At 42.4% G+C, this 14,123-nt stretch carries 16 protein-coding genes and 1 pseudogene; 8 read left to right on the plus strand and 9 right to left on the minus strand.

The window, feature by feature from the left end; genetic code table 11:
• The first annotated feature begins 71 nt into the window (after window positions 1-71).
• The gene (gene corA, locus AOQ70_RS17535) at window positions 72-1,031 is read left to right on the plus strand and encodes a magnesium/cobalt transporter CorA (RefSeq protein ID WP_059377699.1); all 960 of its coding nucleotides are present in this window, start codon (window positions 72-74) and stop codon (window positions 1,029-1,031) included.
• 89 nt (window positions 1,032-1,120) lie between these two features.
• Here the strand turns inward: corA and pdaA are convergent, their stop codons facing one another.
• Both pdaA and AOQ70_RS17545 read right to left on the minus strand, forming a co-directional pair.
• Window positions 1,121-1,900: a delta-lactam-biosynthetic de-N-acetylase gene (gene pdaA / locus AOQ70_RS17540; RefSeq protein WP_372556296.1), complete on the minus strand. Its 780-nt coding sequence runs from the start codon at window positions 1,898-1,900 to the stop codon at window positions 1,121-1,123.
• 112 nt (window positions 1,901-2,012) lie between these two features.
• On the minus strand, window positions 2,013-2,204 hold the full coding sequence (locus tag AOQ70_RS17545) for an SE1561 family protein (RefSeq protein ID WP_012009274.1): 192 nt from the start codon (window positions 2,202-2,204) through the stop codon (window positions 2,013-2,015).
• A gap of 146 nt (window positions 2,205-2,350) precedes the next feature.
• Between AOQ70_RS17545 and yfkAB the strand changes: the two genes are divergently transcribed.
• From yfkAB to AOQ70_RS17565, 4 genes are all read left to right on the plus strand, one after another.
• Window positions 2,351-3,472 carry a radical SAM/CxCxxxxC motif protein YfkAB gene (yfkAB, locus tag AOQ70_RS17550; protein ID WP_041106321.1) on the plus strand — a complete coding sequence of 374 codons (1,122 nt, stop codon included), beginning with the start codon at window positions 2,351-2,353 and terminating at the stop codon, window positions 3,470-3,472.
• A 7-nt stretch (window positions 3,473-3,479) separates the two neighbouring features.
• Window positions 3,480-4,316: a mechanosensitive ion channel family protein gene (locus tag AOQ70_RS17555; RefSeq protein ID WP_039177163.1), complete on the plus strand. Its 837-nt coding sequence runs from the start codon at window positions 3,480-3,482 to the stop codon at window positions 4,314-4,316.
• A gap of 99 nt (window positions 4,317-4,415) precedes the next feature.
• Window positions 4,416-4,817 carry a nuclear transport factor 2 family protein gene (locus tag AOQ70_RS17560; protein WP_059377701.1) on the plus strand — a complete coding sequence of 134 codons (402 nt, stop codon included), beginning with the start codon at window positions 4,416-4,418 and terminating at the stop codon, window positions 4,815-4,817.
• Between the two features lie 131 nt (window positions 4,818-4,948).
• On the plus strand, window positions 4,949-5,668 hold the full coding sequence (locus AOQ70_RS17565) for a YebC/PmpR family DNA-binding transcriptional regulator (RefSeq protein WP_024425262.1): 720 nt from the start codon (window positions 4,949-4,951) through the stop codon (window positions 5,666-5,668).
• Window positions 5,669-6,023: 355 nt separating this feature from the next.
• Here AOQ70_RS17565 and AOQ70_RS17570 read toward each other — a convergent pair whose 3' ends face one another.
• From AOQ70_RS17570 to AOQ70_RS17580, 3 genes are all read right to left on the minus strand, one after another.
• Window positions 6,024-6,806 (minus strand): YfkD famly protein, encoded by a 783-nt coding sequence (locus AOQ70_RS17570; RefSeq protein ID WP_039177159.1) that lies wholly within the window; start codon window positions 6,804-6,806, stop codon window positions 6,024-6,026.
• A gap of 67 nt (window positions 6,807-6,873) precedes the next feature.
• Complete coding sequence (cax, locus tag AOQ70_RS17575) at window positions 6,874-7,941, minus strand: calcium/proton exchanger (protein WP_059377704.1); 1,068 nt, start codon at window positions 7,939-7,941, stop codon at window positions 6,874-6,876.
• A 65-nt stretch (window positions 7,942-8,006) separates the two neighbouring features.
• On the minus strand, window positions 8,007-8,384 hold the full coding sequence (locus AOQ70_RS17580) for an OsmC family protein (protein ID WP_058837475.1): 378 nt from the start codon (window positions 8,382-8,384) through the stop codon (window positions 8,007-8,009).
• Between the two features lie 75 nt (window positions 8,385-8,459).
• Here AOQ70_RS17580 and AOQ70_RS17585 point away from each other — a divergent pair, with 75 nt between their 5' ends.
• Window positions 8,460-9,641: an MFS transporter gene (locus AOQ70_RS17585; protein ID WP_058837476.1), complete on the plus strand. Its 1,182-nt coding sequence runs from the start codon at window positions 8,460-8,462 to the stop codon at window positions 9,639-9,641.
• A gap of 205 nt (window positions 9,642-9,846) precedes the next feature.
• On the opposite strand, the gene AOQ70_RS17590 is transcribed toward AOQ70_RS17585, so the two are convergent.
• The 3 genes and pseudogenes from AOQ70_RS17590 to AOQ70_RS17600 all read right to left on the minus strand — a co-directional run bounded on the left by AOQ70_RS17590 (window position 9,847) and on the right by AOQ70_RS17600 (window position 11,517).
• Window positions 9,847-10,665, minus strand: coding sequence for a YihY/virulence factor BrkB family protein (locus AOQ70_RS17590; RefSeq protein WP_039177150.1), 819 nt, complete (start codon window positions 10,663-10,665; stop codon window positions 9,847-9,849).
• A gap of 27 nt (window positions 10,666-10,692) precedes the next feature.
• Window positions 10,693-11,026, minus strand: a pseudogene (locus AOQ70_RS17595) (hypothetical protein).
• A gap of 20 nt (window positions 11,027-11,046) precedes the next feature.
• Window positions 11,047-11,517 carry a low molecular weight protein-tyrosine-phosphatase gene (locus AOQ70_RS17600; protein WP_058837477.1) on the minus strand — a complete coding sequence of 157 codons (471 nt, stop codon included), beginning with the start codon at window positions 11,515-11,517 and terminating at the stop codon, window positions 11,047-11,049.
• Window positions 11,518-11,690: 173 nt separating this feature from the next.
• On the opposite strand from AOQ70_RS17600, the gene AOQ70_RS17605 reads away from it, so the two are divergent.
• Entirely contained in the window at window positions 11,691-13,046 is a 1,356-nt protein-coding gene (locus AOQ70_RS17605) for an alanine/glycine:cation symporter family protein (protein WP_039177145.1), read from the plus strand.
• A gap of 75 nt (window positions 13,047-13,121) precedes the next feature.
• Window positions 13,122-13,337, plus strand: coding sequence for a DUF1128 domain-containing protein (locus tag AOQ70_RS17610; protein ID WP_003214000.1), 216 nt, complete (start codon window positions 13,122-13,124; stop codon window positions 13,335-13,337).
• A 107-nt stretch (window positions 13,338-13,444) separates the two neighbouring features.
• Here AOQ70_RS17610 and AOQ70_RS17615 read toward each other — a convergent pair whose 3' ends face one another.
• Window positions 13,445-13,963 (minus strand): type 1 glutamine amidotransferase domain-containing protein, encoded by a 519-nt coding sequence (locus AOQ70_RS17615; RefSeq protein ID WP_059377707.1) that lies wholly within the window; start codon window positions 13,961-13,963, stop codon window positions 13,445-13,447.
• Between the last annotated feature and the right edge of the window lie 160 nt (window positions 13,964-14,123).

A 14,123-nucleotide genomic window follows, 5' to 3' on the forward strand; every position in this document is an offset into this window, starting at 1 on the left:
TTTTTTATGTAGAAAACGTATAAGTTCACCGGCGCTGCTTCATGATATAATGCAAGTCTGGAGGGGTGCACATGCTGAGAAAACTTGCAGTGACAAAAAACGGCGACTTGATTGAACATGCAACAATGCAGCAGCTTTCAAGCCCCGAAATCGCCTGGTATTGGATTGATTTTCATGCACCAACGGAAAAGGAAGCAGCGCTTTTGAAGGAATATTTTCAGTTCCATCCGCTTGCGATTGAGGATTGCTTCCATTATTTACAGCGGCCGAAGCTTGATTTTTATGAGGGGTATTTATTTTTCGTGCTGCATGCCCTTAATCAAAAAACGCTGCGTTCTGAGGAAATTGATCTGTTTGTTGGTGAAAACTATATCGTGACCTTTCATTTAAAGGAAGCGCCATACATTGATCGTGTCATTCGAAAGCTCAAGGGGTCTGATAAAGAAAGAAACAGCGGACCTGAGCATATTGCCTACATGCTGATTGATCAGCTTGTTGATGATTATTTCCCTATTATTTATCAAATAGAGGACAGGCTGAATGAAATTGAGGATGAAGAAGGTCATAAAACGTATGGCACGTTGATGAACGAAGTATTCGGAATCCGATCCGATTTGCTCAAACTGCGAAGAACGATTATCCCAATGAGGGACCTTTTATATCGTATTGTGAACACAAATACGATGAAAAGCGATACAAACCGCCAAGCGTATTTTAATGATATTTACGATCATCTTTTGAAGCTCACAGAGATCGTTGAGTCGAACCGGGACATGACAGCGGATTTACGAGACAGCTATCAGACGCTGAATTCCAACCGGATGAATGCCATTATGATGACATTGACCATTGTGTCGACCATTTTTATTCCACTGACCTTTATTGTTGGGGTGTACGGAATGAACTTTGACAACATGCCTGAATTACATTGGAAATACGGCTATTTTGGCGTGCTGATTTTCATGGGTCTGCTCGTTTCGGGTATGCTTTTGTGGTTTAAACATAAAGGGTGGTTTAGGATTTTTAAATAGTGTTTGTTCAGTTCATCACCCTCTTTTGTTTCAGCGTAAAATCAGAGAGGCATAATCAAAAAGCCTGCAGATCTTCTGCAGGCTTCTTTCTATAGCTGAGGCAGATGCCATACTTTTTCAAGCATGAGATCGTCTAGGCTTTTAAAGGAATATCCTTGTTTTTTCAGAGCGGTGATGGCATCATCCAGCGCTTCGGCATTGTCTCTTGAGACGGTATGAAGTAAGTAAATGGCACCTGGGTGCGCCTGCTTCATCATTTGATCGTAAGCATACTGTTTTCCTTTTTGATGATGGATATGCCAGTCTACAAACGCTACTGACCAGAAAACAGTTTGGTAGCCGAGCTGTTTTGTTTCTTTTAGTACCCTTTCACTGAACACACCGCGCGGCGGACGAAGGTAGAGGTTATCTTGTTTACCTGTAATTTTGTACACAGCTTCATTGACACGGTCCAGTTCTTCTTTGATTTCTTTCGTACTTTTTGTTGTTAAATCTGGATGATGATAGGAATGGTTGCCAATGATATGACCTTCTTCTGCCATACGTTTAACAAGCCCGGGCTGGTCCTTTACAAAATGACCTGTCACAAAAAAGGTGCCTGGTACTTGATGTTTTTTCAGCACGTCTAAGATCTTGGGTGTGTACCCATTTTCATAGCCGTTGTCGAAGGTGAAATAAATCTCTTTCTTTTTCGTGTTGCCTAAATAGAAGGCATCATACTTTTTTAAGAGTGCCGTTAATTCTTTGCCCGCATCCGGCGGCCTGTGCTCTTTGCTTTTCGCAAATCCCCAGTGGATGGGCTTATTAGACACGGCTCCTACTTCTGAAAAAGGTATGGAAACAAAAAGCGCACATAAACAGATCAGCATGAATTTTTTCATTACGTCACTTCCCGGTTTTTCTTCTATTGTGCAGAATAAGACCGAGACTCATACACCGATTCACCTGCCAATTTAAAGAAAAAAGCCCGCACTGCGCGAGCTATTCTTCCTTCCAATCATTTTTAAACCGTTCATATTTCGCTTCTAGGTCGTCAATCATTTGGATCAGTCTGTCTATATCTTCAACGTCTGTTGATTCAGGATCTAATGAATCAATCACATTCATAAACATATCTAATCGGTTCTTTAAATAATCAACCTGCTGCTCTTTGCTGTCTGCTGCCTTGCCCATCGATACACTCCCTTTAGCGTTTGTTTATAGCTTATCTTTTTTTCCCTTGTAAATCAATTGTGTCCCTCTTGCGTATAACCGTGATGAGGCTTAAAATTAACTGTTGGCGGGTCTACGTTTGCCCGAATGAAAAGGAGATAGATACCATGAACCAAAAAACAGCACTTCGTCCGATCACACCTGCATACGACCCTTGGGAAGCCTATCTCGATGTGCAGGATTACGGAGAAATGAAGCTGACAAATATTGAATTTACAACTACAACATTGTGTAACATGAGATGTGAGCATTGTGCGGTCGGCTATACCTTACAGCCTAAAGACCCGAATGCGCTGCCGATAGATTTGTTACTTCGCCGTTTAGATGAAGTTCCGCTCCTGCGCTCACTCAGTATTACAGGCGGAGAGCCTATGCTTTCTCTTAAATCTGTACGGGAATATGTCGTTCCTTTATTAAAGTATGCCCATGAACGCGGCGTGCGTACACAAATCAATTCAAATCTAACCCTTGATTTGGCGCGCTATGAAGAAATTATTCCATACTTAGATGTCCTTCACATTTCACATAACTGGGGCACTGTCGAAGAGTTTGCAACAGTCGGTTTTGCTATGATGGATCGTAAACCAACCTTTGAGCAGCGCGAGAAATTATTTAACCGCATGATTGAAAATAGTCAGGCACTTGTCAAAGCAGGCGTAACCGTATCCGCTGAGACCATGCTGAATAAGCGCACGCTTCCATATATTGAGCACATCCACCGGCAGATCGTCGAGGAGATGAAATGCCAGCGCCACGAAGTTCACCCGATGTACCCAAGTGATTTCGCCAGCGCCCTTGAATCATTGACGCTTCCGCAAATGCGGGATGCGATTCATCAGCTGCTTGATATTCGCGATCAAAACACATGGATGCTGTTTGGCACCCTGCCATTTTATTCATGCAGCACAGATGAAGAAGACCAGCGTCTCCTCAATCGATTGCGCCAGGAGAAAAATGTCACAGTACGAAATGACCCTGACGGCCGTTCACGGTTGAATGTGAATATTTTTGATGGGAATATTATTGTGACAGACTTTGGCGATACACCGCCGCTTGGAAACATTGCAACTGATACTTTGCAATCAGCCTATACACGCTGGATGGACACGAAATTAGCAAAAGAGCTGAATTGTCATTGCCCAAGCGTGCAGTGCCTCGGTCCGAATGTTCTAGTGAAAAACAGCTATTATCAAGATGTTGATTTTACTTCTCGAACAGCCAGGGGGTAACCGATAGATGGACGATACATTTCTGACAGTGGTCAAAAACAAATACATTGAAATTCTCCTTGTTGGGCTCGTTCTTTGGCTTGCTGTCTTTATGATCAACAAAGCCCTTCAAATTTTCTTTAAACGAACTGAGTTTATAGAAGATAAAAAGAAGAAAACGATTGAGAGCTTGGTCAAATCGGTCACGAAATACACCGCTTCAATTTGCTTTGTGCTCTATGTTATTTCTCTTTTCTTTCATGACTTTGGGAAAATTCTTGCGGGTGCTGGTGTCGCTGGGATCGTCATCGGTTTTGGCGCCCAGACGCTCATTCGTGATATTTTAGCAGGCATTTTTCTCATCTATGAACGCCAGATTCATAAAGGGGATTATGTGACGGTGAATAACCTCTTTAATGGAACCATTGAAGAGATTGGTCTCCGCTCTCTGCAAATTAGAGAATGGAGCGGCAAGCTGTTAACCATTTCTAACGGGGATATCAGGCAAATCCAAAACTATAACATGCAATATATGCGGATTACGGAATCTGTGTTAATTAGCGCGAATCAAAACCCAGATATCGCCTTCCAAGCGCTTGAATCAGCATGTGACAATTTAAATCAAATGCATCATGATTTTCTTAAAAAAGATGAATTCCAAAACGCCATTGAACCCTTTCAAGTTCATGGAATTATGGGCTTGAATAAGCTGAATCGCGGGATTGAAATCACAGTTAAGGGAATGGTCGAAGACGAAAAATACTTCGAAGCCGCTCTCGCTGTGCGAAAAGAAATGATCAAGCAACTTCATCAGCATGATGTCAAATTGCTTGAGGATCTCGCTTATCCCCAGCCTGCAAAATAACCTCATTCTATATGGGGTTATTTTTTTATTTGTATTTTGTTAACCAGTTAATTATAATGTTATTTAGTTAACCAGTTAATAATAGAGAGGATGTATGGAATGACAAAAACAGAAGCAATTTCTTTCATCAAGGAGATGTATCAAGAGGTATTAACCAAATTCGATGTAAAAAAGGTGGAGACATATTTTTCACCTGACTATCAGCAAGTGACAGATGGGAAGGTGTCCACGCTTGATGAATTTAAAAATCATCTATCCACATTAAAAGAAATGACAACACAGCTTGTGATCCCCGCCTTTCATGATGTGTTATTTGATGAAGAAACGCAGCAAGCGTGTTTTCGTTACACGGTACATGTTGACCTCGCAAACGGAGACGGGGGTTTAATAGATGTCACAGCTCTTTTCACCTTTTTAGATGGCAGGATCATTCGGTGCGACGAGCTGACTCGGGCTCACGAAAAACATGAAATGCTTGAACAGCTTGGGCACATTAGCTAACAATTCTCTTCATTTCAGCCCTCTTACTTCTATCCTCTTGACTGATTCATGTATAATAGATAGCAGAATGATTTCATGCAGCATGGGGACCCTCATACTGTGTATTTTCTAAGTGAAAGAGAGTGAATAAGATGGGTCGTAAGTGGAACAACATTAAAGAAAAGAAAGCATCAAAGGATGCCAGTACAAGTCGTATTTACGCAAAATTCGGGCGTGAAATCTATGTGGCTGCCAAACAAGGTGAGCCAAACCCAGAATCAAACCAAGCACTTCGTTTTGTCCTAGAACGTGCAAAAACATATAGTGTCCCAAAACATATTGTGGACCGTGCCATTGAAAAAGCCAAAGGCGGTGCGGAAGAGAACTTCGATGAGCTGCGCTACGAAGGATTTGGTCCAAACGGATCAATGGTAATCGTTGATGCCCTCACCAATAACGTGAACCGTACAGCTTCAGATGTTCGAGCAGCATTTGGGAAAAACGGCGGAAACATGGGCGTAAGCGGCTCTGTTGCTTACATGTTTGACGAAACAGCTGTCATCGGTGTCGAAGGGAAAAGCGAAGAAGAAACACTTGAGCTTTTAATGGAAGCAGATGTTGATGTACGTGACATCATGGAAGAAGATGAAACGGTGATTGTGTACGCTGAACCAGATCAATTCCATCAAGTACAAGAAGCATTCAAACAAGCCGGTGTTGAAGAATTCACTGTCGCTGAAATCACAATGCTACCGCAAAACGAAGTGACGTTAGATGATGAATCTAAAGCACAATTTGAAAAGCTGATCGATGTATTAGAAGAGCTTGAAGACGTGCAGCAGGTTTATCATAATGTGGATTTAGGGGAATAAAAAACTTAAGCCATAGTAGTCGTTGAGTTCATTCAACTTCTACTATGGCTTTTTTATTTCCTCAAAAAATATAATATATGTATAAGATGTTAATGTCTACAATTTTCAAGGAGATGAGTTTCATTTTTAAAACATGGTGGTTTTCTTATTATGGATTTATGATCATCCCTTATCTTGGCCTATGTCTTATTTTCAACGACTTACCGATATTGACTAAAGTTATCTTCTTTCTTTTTATCATTTGGTATTTATATAACGTCTTTGACTTTTACAAAAATGAATTAAAAAGAAAAAAAGAGAAACCCTATTAGCAAAAAACAGTCATCTCCTCTGTTGATAAGAGGAGATGACTGTTTTAATTCATCCCTTGAAACCCAAACGTCAGGTGATCCTGAACTGGAATCCAAGCGCCGATTCCTTGTGAGGTCACGTTTTTCACGACGAGTTTTCGTTTATTTCCTTTTAGCACAAGGTACACTTCTCCGTAAGTAACCTTACCTTTTTCGTTAATCGCTGGTGCATAGGCATGAAGCGATGCTGCTTTTTTTGGAGAGACATGGTAAGACTGATCTCGTTTTGTTCCTGCACCAATTACGGTGTCAAACGCGAGGGGCAGCTTTGTTTTTTGAATCGCTTTTTGCATCATCAATGTTTTCACATCTTCTGGGCTTGGCACTTTTGCTGTGAGTCCGCCGCTTACTTTCACTTGCTGCTTTTGAACGTATTTTCCAATGGCTGTTTTATTGCCGCCTCTGTTATCAATATGGTTCGTATTCACTTTTTTGTATTCCCAATTGGCGACGGTTTCGTTTGAATCGTAGCTCAGCGCCCATCTCCCAAGGAAAATGGTCGCGCGGTATCCAACTGCTAATGGCGTCCCTGAAATGCTGGATTCGTTCAGCATTTTAATCAAATGAGTATTCTCAATCGGGACACTTGTTGTTTTGAACAATTCAGCCGTCAGCTCGCTCGGCTGAAGCAGCGGCTGATCCTGTGACGCGTTCGGATACGTATTCTCCTTTGAAATACTTGCGACAGAGGATGGCACTTTAAATGGCTTTGCCGCCTCCGCTGGAAAGCTGTATAGAAAACTTAAGGATAAGAGAACAACAAACATGATGCGGGGCATCTTTTTCATATCATCACTCTTTCTCATTCATTTTTCCATAGTATTTTCCCGAAAGACGTCCCTTATCCACAAAAGATTATAAAAGGAAAAATCCAATCGCCATAATAAAATAGGCAGCGAGTAATGTGGCGCCTTCAAACCAGTTTGTATCACCATCATTTGATAAAATGACCGTGAGCAGCACAGAGGATGCCATCGCAATGAGCTCTGGCAAGGAGAAAATGAGCGGCATCTGCTTATCAAAAAATAGCGAGCTGATGACAAGAATCGGCGCAACCATCATGGCAACCTGAAGTGTGGAGCCAAAGGCGATTTCTACTGCTACATCCATTTTGTTTTTATACGCCATGATGACAGCTGAGGCATGTTCTGCTGCGTTGCCGACGATGGCCACAATAATGACACCGATAAACAGCTCACTCCAGCCAAATTGTTCTCCTACCGTATCAAATGTATGAACAAGGCGCTCTGAAATGTACGCAACTGCGATTGTCGAAAGCAGCAAAATGACAGTGGCAAACTTGCCAGACCATTCAGGTGTTTCTTCTTCCGTCTCTGCTTCGCCTTCCATGCTCTCCAGCTTGGCAACATACACCCCGCGGTGGCTGACCAGTTTGAAATAGAGCGCCGCGACATAAAGCAAAATCATGACAATGCTAATCCCAATGCTTAAAACAAACTGTTTATTCTCTGCCATCTCCATCGAAAACACTTCTGGAATGACAAACGCTACAATAATGGCAAACATGAGCAAGCCTGAATTGTGCCTTGCATCATGGACATTAAATACTTGACGCTTATATTTTAATCCGCCAACGAAAAAAGACAAGCCAGCCACAAGCAGTAAATTTCCGATAACCGATCCTGTTAATGATGCAAGTACGATGGCCGTCAATCCTTGCTTTAAAGCAAAAAACGAAATGATTAACTCCACCGCATTCCCAAATGTAGCGTTTAAAAGTCCGCCAATTCTGGGCCCCGCAATGATGGCAAGACTTTCTGTGGCTCTTCCCATAAAACTAGCAAGACCAATAATGGCGATACAATAAACGGCAAACATGACGACCTGCGGGAAATGAAGAAAACTGCCAAGCACCGATAGCGGAACACCGATTGCGACAATCACAAGAAATAAACGATTCATACAGCCATTCTCCTTTACATATGTCTGACTGTTATTCTTTCGTGAGTGCCGGCATCATATACATTTTAGATTCGCGCGTGTGAGAAGGTGATATCAATACTTCCTTTCACGGACTGCACCATAGAGCAATGCTTCAATGCAAGGGTGATCACTTTATCGATTTGTTCATCAGATGTATTAATGTCTTCAAATAAGATATGTAAATGAATGCAGGAAATCTTGTTTACAGCTCCTGCCCTTGTCGTTTCAGGTGTGATCGTCAGCCCTTTATAGGATATTCGCTTTTTACGGCACACATGAAAGAGCATTTCTCCAAAGCAGCCTGCAATGGCTGAGGTGAACAATTGAGATGGACGGTACCCCATTTCTTCCGTTCCTGAAATAGGCAGTTGCCTGTCCTCATTATGTGCGATCCAATGATCCTTTTCGTATGTCAGCTTCATTCCTTTTCCACCTTTCTATTGAAACCCCTATGGTTCCATTGTACGATGAAAATATGAACTTGTAAGGAGCATCTTATGTCGAGAATTCACTTTATGATTTTAATTTTACTTGTATCCGTGTCTGGTTTTTCACAGGGTGCATTACTTCCTGTCATTTCCATTATTTTCGAACATGCCGGTACTTCTCCTACGTTAAACGGACTGCATGCCACAGGCTTATATCTCGGAGTACTGCTTGCGTCTCCTTTTATGGAAGCACCGCTTCGCCGGTTTGGATTTAAGCCGTTAATCGTCATTGGAGGCGCCGCTGTCTTTTTAAGCTTGTTTAGCTTTGTGTTTTTTGAATCTTATGTCGTCTGGTTCTTCCTCCGGCTTATGATCGGGATTGGTGACCATATGCTGCATTTCTCTACACAGACGTGGGTGACCTATGCTTCATCCTCGAGAAATCGCGGAAGAAACATTTCACTGTATGGATTATCGTTTGGACTCGGTTTTGCCGCCGGCCCTTTTTTAACGCCGCTCATTGAGATCAATCCAGCTTTGCCTTTTATTGTTTCTGGTGCCGTTAGTTTATGTATTTGGCTGCTTGTGTTTGTTTTAAAAAATACATATCCAGATACGGGCGAAGTGCAAACGTCAGAGCAGACAAACAGTTTGAAGCGCTTCAAAAAGGCCTTTCAATTTGGCTGGGTCGCCTTTATGATGCCATTTTGCTATGGATTTTTAGAAACGACACTTAATAGTAACTTCCCTGTATATGCGCTAAGAAGCGGGGTGACAGTAGATGCGGTCGCGTTTATTTTACCTGCGTTTGCCATTGGGAGCATTGTCTTTCAGCTTCCTCTTGGAATGCTCAGTGACCGGTTTGGCAGACGCCGCATCATTTTATGTGTGACACTCGCTGGATCATTCTTTTTCCTTTTAGCAGGGATCTTCATTCAATCGGTTTTGGCTGTGGCCATTTGTTTCTTTATCGCCGGAATGGCTGTAGGCTCTACCTTCTCACTTGGCATCAGTTATATGACCGACTTATTGCCAAAGCATCTGCTTCCCGCCGGGAATTTGATGTGCGGGATGGCGTTTAGTGCCGGCAGTATTCTCGGGCCGGTACTCGGAGGATTCTTTGTGCAAACGTTTGAAGGAATGAATTTACTTTACCTTGTCAGTATCGTGATATTATTTGTGTTTTGCTGCGTTCGGTTTGGGAGAACGACGGCAGTGGTGGAAAGTCCCAATGAATCCATTTCTAATTAAAAAACTCCCCTGCACCGCAGAGGAGTTTTTTCATTTAATGATAACCATTTTGCCCGTTCGCACTGCCGCTTGTTTTGTGCTTTGGCTGATGGCCTTTGTTTTGTTTCGTGTTGCTTCCGCCTTTTTTCGATTGTTTGGACATATGTGATTCCCCCATCCATCAAGATTGAACATATTCGTTCTTCTTTAGGATGCCCAGATTTCTTCACACCTTGCCTGGTACGATTTTACGCTTATGTAAAAGCGCATTAAGCTCGCCGCCAAGGATAATCATGATGCCGGTTAAATAGAACCAGATCATTAAAATAATGATTCCCCCAATACTTCCGTACATCGCGCTGTAATTAGCAAACTCGCCTACGTAAAATGAGAACAGCATGCTGACCAAAATCCATCCAATCGATGCAAAAATGGCGCCTGGCAGGACAAATTTCAATTTCAGTCTGATGTTTGGGGCGAAATAGTACAAGGCTGTAAACACAATCAATAAAATCAGCGGGCTAATGATCCACCTCATGGCCGTCCAAATGGTGAGAAAGGCATCTGACTGCCCAACTAATTTAGCGACAAATAAGCCAAGTTCTTTTCCAAAGACAGGTAGCATTAAGGCAAAAATAATCGTAAGAACCATCGCTATGGTTAAGATGATTGATGTTAAACGTACGAGAATGAAGGAACGATTTTCCTCAACTTCGTAAGCATGGTTAAATGCTCTGACGACGGCATTAATCCCGTTAGATGCAGACCAAAGGGCGGCAATAATCCCGAATGACAACAATCCGCCGTTGCGGCTGTTCAGTGTCTCTTCGGCGATGGATTCAATCATCGAAAGCGCTCCTTCTGGCGCATAACCAGAGATGACGCTCAGGACATCCTTCGACGTCAGCGGCAAATATCCAACGAGTGTCAGCACGAAGATGAGAAACGGAAATAATGAAAGCAAAAAGAAGTAAGCAAGCTCAGCAGATTTTGCTGGTCCTTCATGCAGCAAAAAGCGTTCAATTAACGCTTTAATAAAACCCATACGCCTCATCTCCAATGATCAATCTTTCTATTTCGATCGAAAGTGATCCTTTGTTTCTTCAATAATCTCTAATACTTTTGGGGTTGTTTCCTTTAACTGATTGACTTGTTCATTTAAAAATGACAAATCATCTGAGACTGTCCAGCATCACAGGGATCAGCTGCTTCGTTTCTTCCATTTTTTCTTTCACGCAAGCAGAAATTCTGGCTGGCTCCTGACGGTATTCCGCCAGCTTTTCCTGACAGTCATCCCATTTGTCTTTAAGCGCAATTCTTGTTGGCCGATGAAATAATGTCAGCAGTGCGCCGCAAGCTGCTCCTATCACAGCTCCTCGAAGCATGATTTGATTTTTCTCTTCCATCTCGTCTGATCTCCTTTCAGTTAAAGGTGTTTCTCTTTCTTTACATACGTCAAAAAACGATCAATTCCTGTTTCAATTAAATCATGTACTTCCTCAAAGTTTCCAGTGTAATAAGGGTCTGGCACATCATCTCGATCATCGTCTTCAACAAAGTCAAGAAGACGGCCAATAAAGTGATGTTTCCCATAACCGGCTATACTGCGAAGTGCCCCTACATTTTCAGCATCCATCGCAATGATATAGTCGTATGCTGTGATGTCCTCCTCTATGATTTGTCTTGCGGACATCCCTTCATAGCTGATCCCTTTTTCATCAAGCAGCTTTCGTGTACCTTCATGCGGAGGACTGCCTTGATGCCAGCCGCCAATGCCTGCTGAATCAATGACAAAGTGCTCGCTTAGTCCTTCATCTTCTACTCGTTTTCTAAACATGGCCTCTGCCATCGGTGACCTACAAATATTGCCAAGACATACGAATAATACATGAATCATCCTTCATTCTCCTCCTATCTTTTCCCTAAGAACTGCTTTCGAAAACCTTTTCTCTATCATATCAAGCCCTTTTTCTTTTGAAAACTTTGCAAGAAAAACTCCCATCGGCATTGACACATTATACAAAAAAAGGGGACACTTTAGGAGAATTGCACAAATAAAGGGGGATACATATGGGATGGGTAGAACAGATTGTCAGCAATATCAATGATGTATTATGGGGACCGCCGCTTTTGTTTTTGATCGTGGGGACTGGGATTTACCTTACCTTTCGCGTACTCTTTATTCAAATTAGGCTGCTCCCCTATTCGCTGAAGCTTGCATTTTCAAAGCAAGACAAGACATCAGAAGGTGATATTTCTCACTTCCAAGCATTAATGACAGCTCTTGCTGCAACGGTTGGAACGGGAAATATTGTAGGGGTCGCCTCTGCTGTCATTGCTGGCGGACCAGGCGCTGTGTTTTGGATGTGGTTTGCAGCGTTCTTTGGAATGGCGACAAAATATGCTGAAGCTGTTCTCGCAGTGAAATACCGTGTCAAAAATGAAAAAGGTGAAATGTCCGGCGGGCCGATGTACTATTTGGAGCATGGCTTGAAGCAAAAATGGCTAGGGGTGCTGTTTGCTATTTTTGGTGCTGCGGCTGCCTTTGGAATTGGGAATCTCGTGCAGTCAAATTCGATTTCTGGTGTCATGAATTCAACCTTTCAGATTCCAACATGGATCACAGGCATTATTATTACGGCCTTTACTGCGCTCGTGATTTTAGGCGGGATTAAAAGCATTGGACGGGTGACGGCTATTTTTGTACCGGTCATGGCTTTATTCTACGTCATTTGCGGGCTGATCATTCTTGTCATGAATGCGGATCTTGTCCCAAGTGCAGTTGGGCTCATTTTTACGGATGCATTTACAGGTCAAGCCGTTGCAGGCGGCGCGATCGGTACCGTAATCCGCTGGGGTGTGGCGAGAGGGGTATTTTCCAATGAAGCAGGTCTTGGTTCTGCACCAATCGCTGCTGCTGCTGCCAAAACAGATATGCCTGCTCGTCAAGCGCTTGTGTCAATGACGCAAGTATTTATTGATACGATGATTGTTTGTTCCATAACCGGGATCACAATTGTCATGGCCGATATGTACGTCACAGAAAAAAGTGATGCACTCACCTCGTTATCCTTTGCTCATTTCCTTGGACCAATCGGCTCAATCATTGTTGCAATCGGCTTACTTTTATTCGCTTATTCCACCATTATTGGCTGGTCCTATTATGGTGAAAAATGCTTTACATATTTGGCAAAAGATTCGTATGTGATGTATTATCGTGTTGTGTTTGTTATTGCTGTCTTTTTTGGTGCCGTGTTTAAGAATGATTTCGTCTGGGGCGTGGCGGATATGCTAAACGGACTGATGGCTGTTCCGAACTTAATCGGCCTCATCGGTTTATCAGGAGTTGTCGTGTTTGAATCTAAACGAATCATTGATAAGATCAAGCAGGAGAAAAAGGAGAAAAACATCTCGGTGTCGTCTTAATAGCCCTTTTTATTCTTTTGCATTTCTGTTAAAATAGACATGTTATTCACATATGCAGGAAAGGACGTGCCGCCCTTGTCAGAGCAAAAAGCGGCTGAAGTCAATCAGCTGATTGAAGACATTTCGCAAAAGTTAAATATGCTGAACATTGGAGTCATCAAAGCCGAGGACTTCAGTCCAGACAAGTACGAAGATATTGAATTTCTACACCAAATGGTGATGAAAAAATCTTCATTCAGCCCAAGTGAAATGCAAGCCATCGCAAGCGAACTAAAAAACTTAAGAAAATAATCGTGCAAAGGAAACCAGATTGCGGTTTACGCCGCTTTCTTCCATCCATGCACAGAAAAAGCCAGCACCCCGCAAGGTGCTGGCTTTATTTATCCTGTCAAAACTGCTTATTTTGCGAGCAGTTTTAATGATTCACGGTTAAATGCTGGAATGTCATCAGGTGTACGGCTTGTCACAAGCTGATCCTGACAAACAACAACTTCTTCATCTTTGAATTTGGCGCCTGCGTTTTCCATATCTACTTGAATGGATTTATAGCCAGTCGCGCCTCTGCCTTCCAGCGTCTTCGCTGTAATGAGCAATTGCGGTCCGTGACAGATCGCAAATACTGGTTTTTTCTCGTCCATAAATGCTCTTGTGAATTGGACATAGCGATCATCTGCACGCAGAATGTCTGGTGAGAACCCGCCAGGAATCAGTAGTGCATCGAAGTCTTCTGGCTTCACGTTATCAATGGACGCATCCACTCTCACTTCTGCTACTCCTTGCTTCCCTTTCACTGTTTTACCTTTTTCGTTTTCAATTACTGTGATCTCATGGCCTGCATCTTTAAAGGCTTTTGCAGGCTCGGTGAATTCAACATCCTCAAAGTAATCTGTTAATACAACTGCAATTTTCTTACCCATGTAGAAACCCTCCTGCTTGATTATCGTTTACACTACACACTATACCCGGGTACATTGAAATCAAACATCCTATCCCGATCAGAAAACCCCTTATGATAAAAATAAGCATTTAGACTTATTTATATTTCCTCAACAAGGTAATTCGTATGATTTATGTTAT

It is taken from the genome of Bacillus sp. AM 13(2015), assembly GCF_001518755.1.
In the GTDB taxonomy this organism is placed as follows: domain Bacteria; phylum Bacillota; class Bacilli; order Bacillales; family Bacillaceae; genus Bacillus; species Bacillus safensis.

Coding starts and splice junctions, on each gene's coding strand:
- corA (WP_059377699.1), top strand. CDS start 72: ATGCTGAGAAAACTTGCAGTGACAAAAAACGGCGACTTGATTGAACAT.
- pdaA (WP_372556296.1), bottom strand. CDS start 1,900: ATGCTGATCTGTTTATGTGCGCTTTTTGTTTCCATACCTTTTTCAGAA.
- AOQ70_RS17545 (WP_012009274.1), bottom strand. CDS start 2,204: ATGGGCAAGGCAGCAGACAGCAAAGAGCAGCAGGTTGATTATTTAAAG.
- yfkAB (WP_041106321.1), top strand. CDS start 2,351: ATGAACCAAAAAACAGCACTTCGTCCGATCACACCTGCATACGACCCT.
- AOQ70_RS17555 (WP_039177163.1), top strand. CDS start 3,480: ATGGACGATACATTTCTGACAGTGGTCAAAAACAAATACATTGAAATT.
- AOQ70_RS17560 (WP_059377701.1), top strand. CDS start 4,416: ATGACAAAAACAGAAGCAATTTCTTTCATCAAGGAGATGTATCAAGAG.
- AOQ70_RS17565 (WP_024425262.1), top strand. CDS start 4,949: ATGGGTCGTAAGTGGAACAACATTAAAGAAAAGAAAGCATCAAAGGAT.
- AOQ70_RS17570 (WP_039177159.1), bottom strand. CDS start 6,806: ATGAAAAAGATGCCCCGCATCATGTTTGTTGTTCTCTTATCCTTAAGT.
- cax (WP_059377704.1), bottom strand. CDS start 7,941: ATGAATCGTTTATTTCTTGTGATTGTCGCAATCGGTGTTCCGCTATCG.
- AOQ70_RS17580 (WP_058837475.1), bottom strand. CDS start 8,384: ATGAAGCTGACATACGAAAAGGATCATTGGATCGCACATAATGAGGAC.
- AOQ70_RS17585 (WP_058837476.1), top strand. CDS start 8,460: ATGTCGAGAATTCACTTTATGATTTTAATTTTACTTGTATCCGTGTCT.
- AOQ70_RS17590 (WP_039177150.1), bottom strand. CDS start 10,665: ATGGGTTTTATTAAAGCGTTAATTGAACGCTTTTTGCTGCATGAAGGA.
- AOQ70_RS17600 (WP_058837477.1), bottom strand. CDS start 11,517: ATGATTCATGTATTATTCGTATGTCTTGGCAATATTTGTAGGTCACCG.
- AOQ70_RS17605 (WP_039177145.1), top strand. CDS start 11,691: ATGGGATGGGTAGAACAGATTGTCAGCAATATCAATGATGTATTATGG.
- AOQ70_RS17615 (WP_059377707.1), bottom strand. CDS start 13,963: ATGGGTAAGAAAATTGCAGTTGTATTAACAGATTACTTTGAGGATGTT.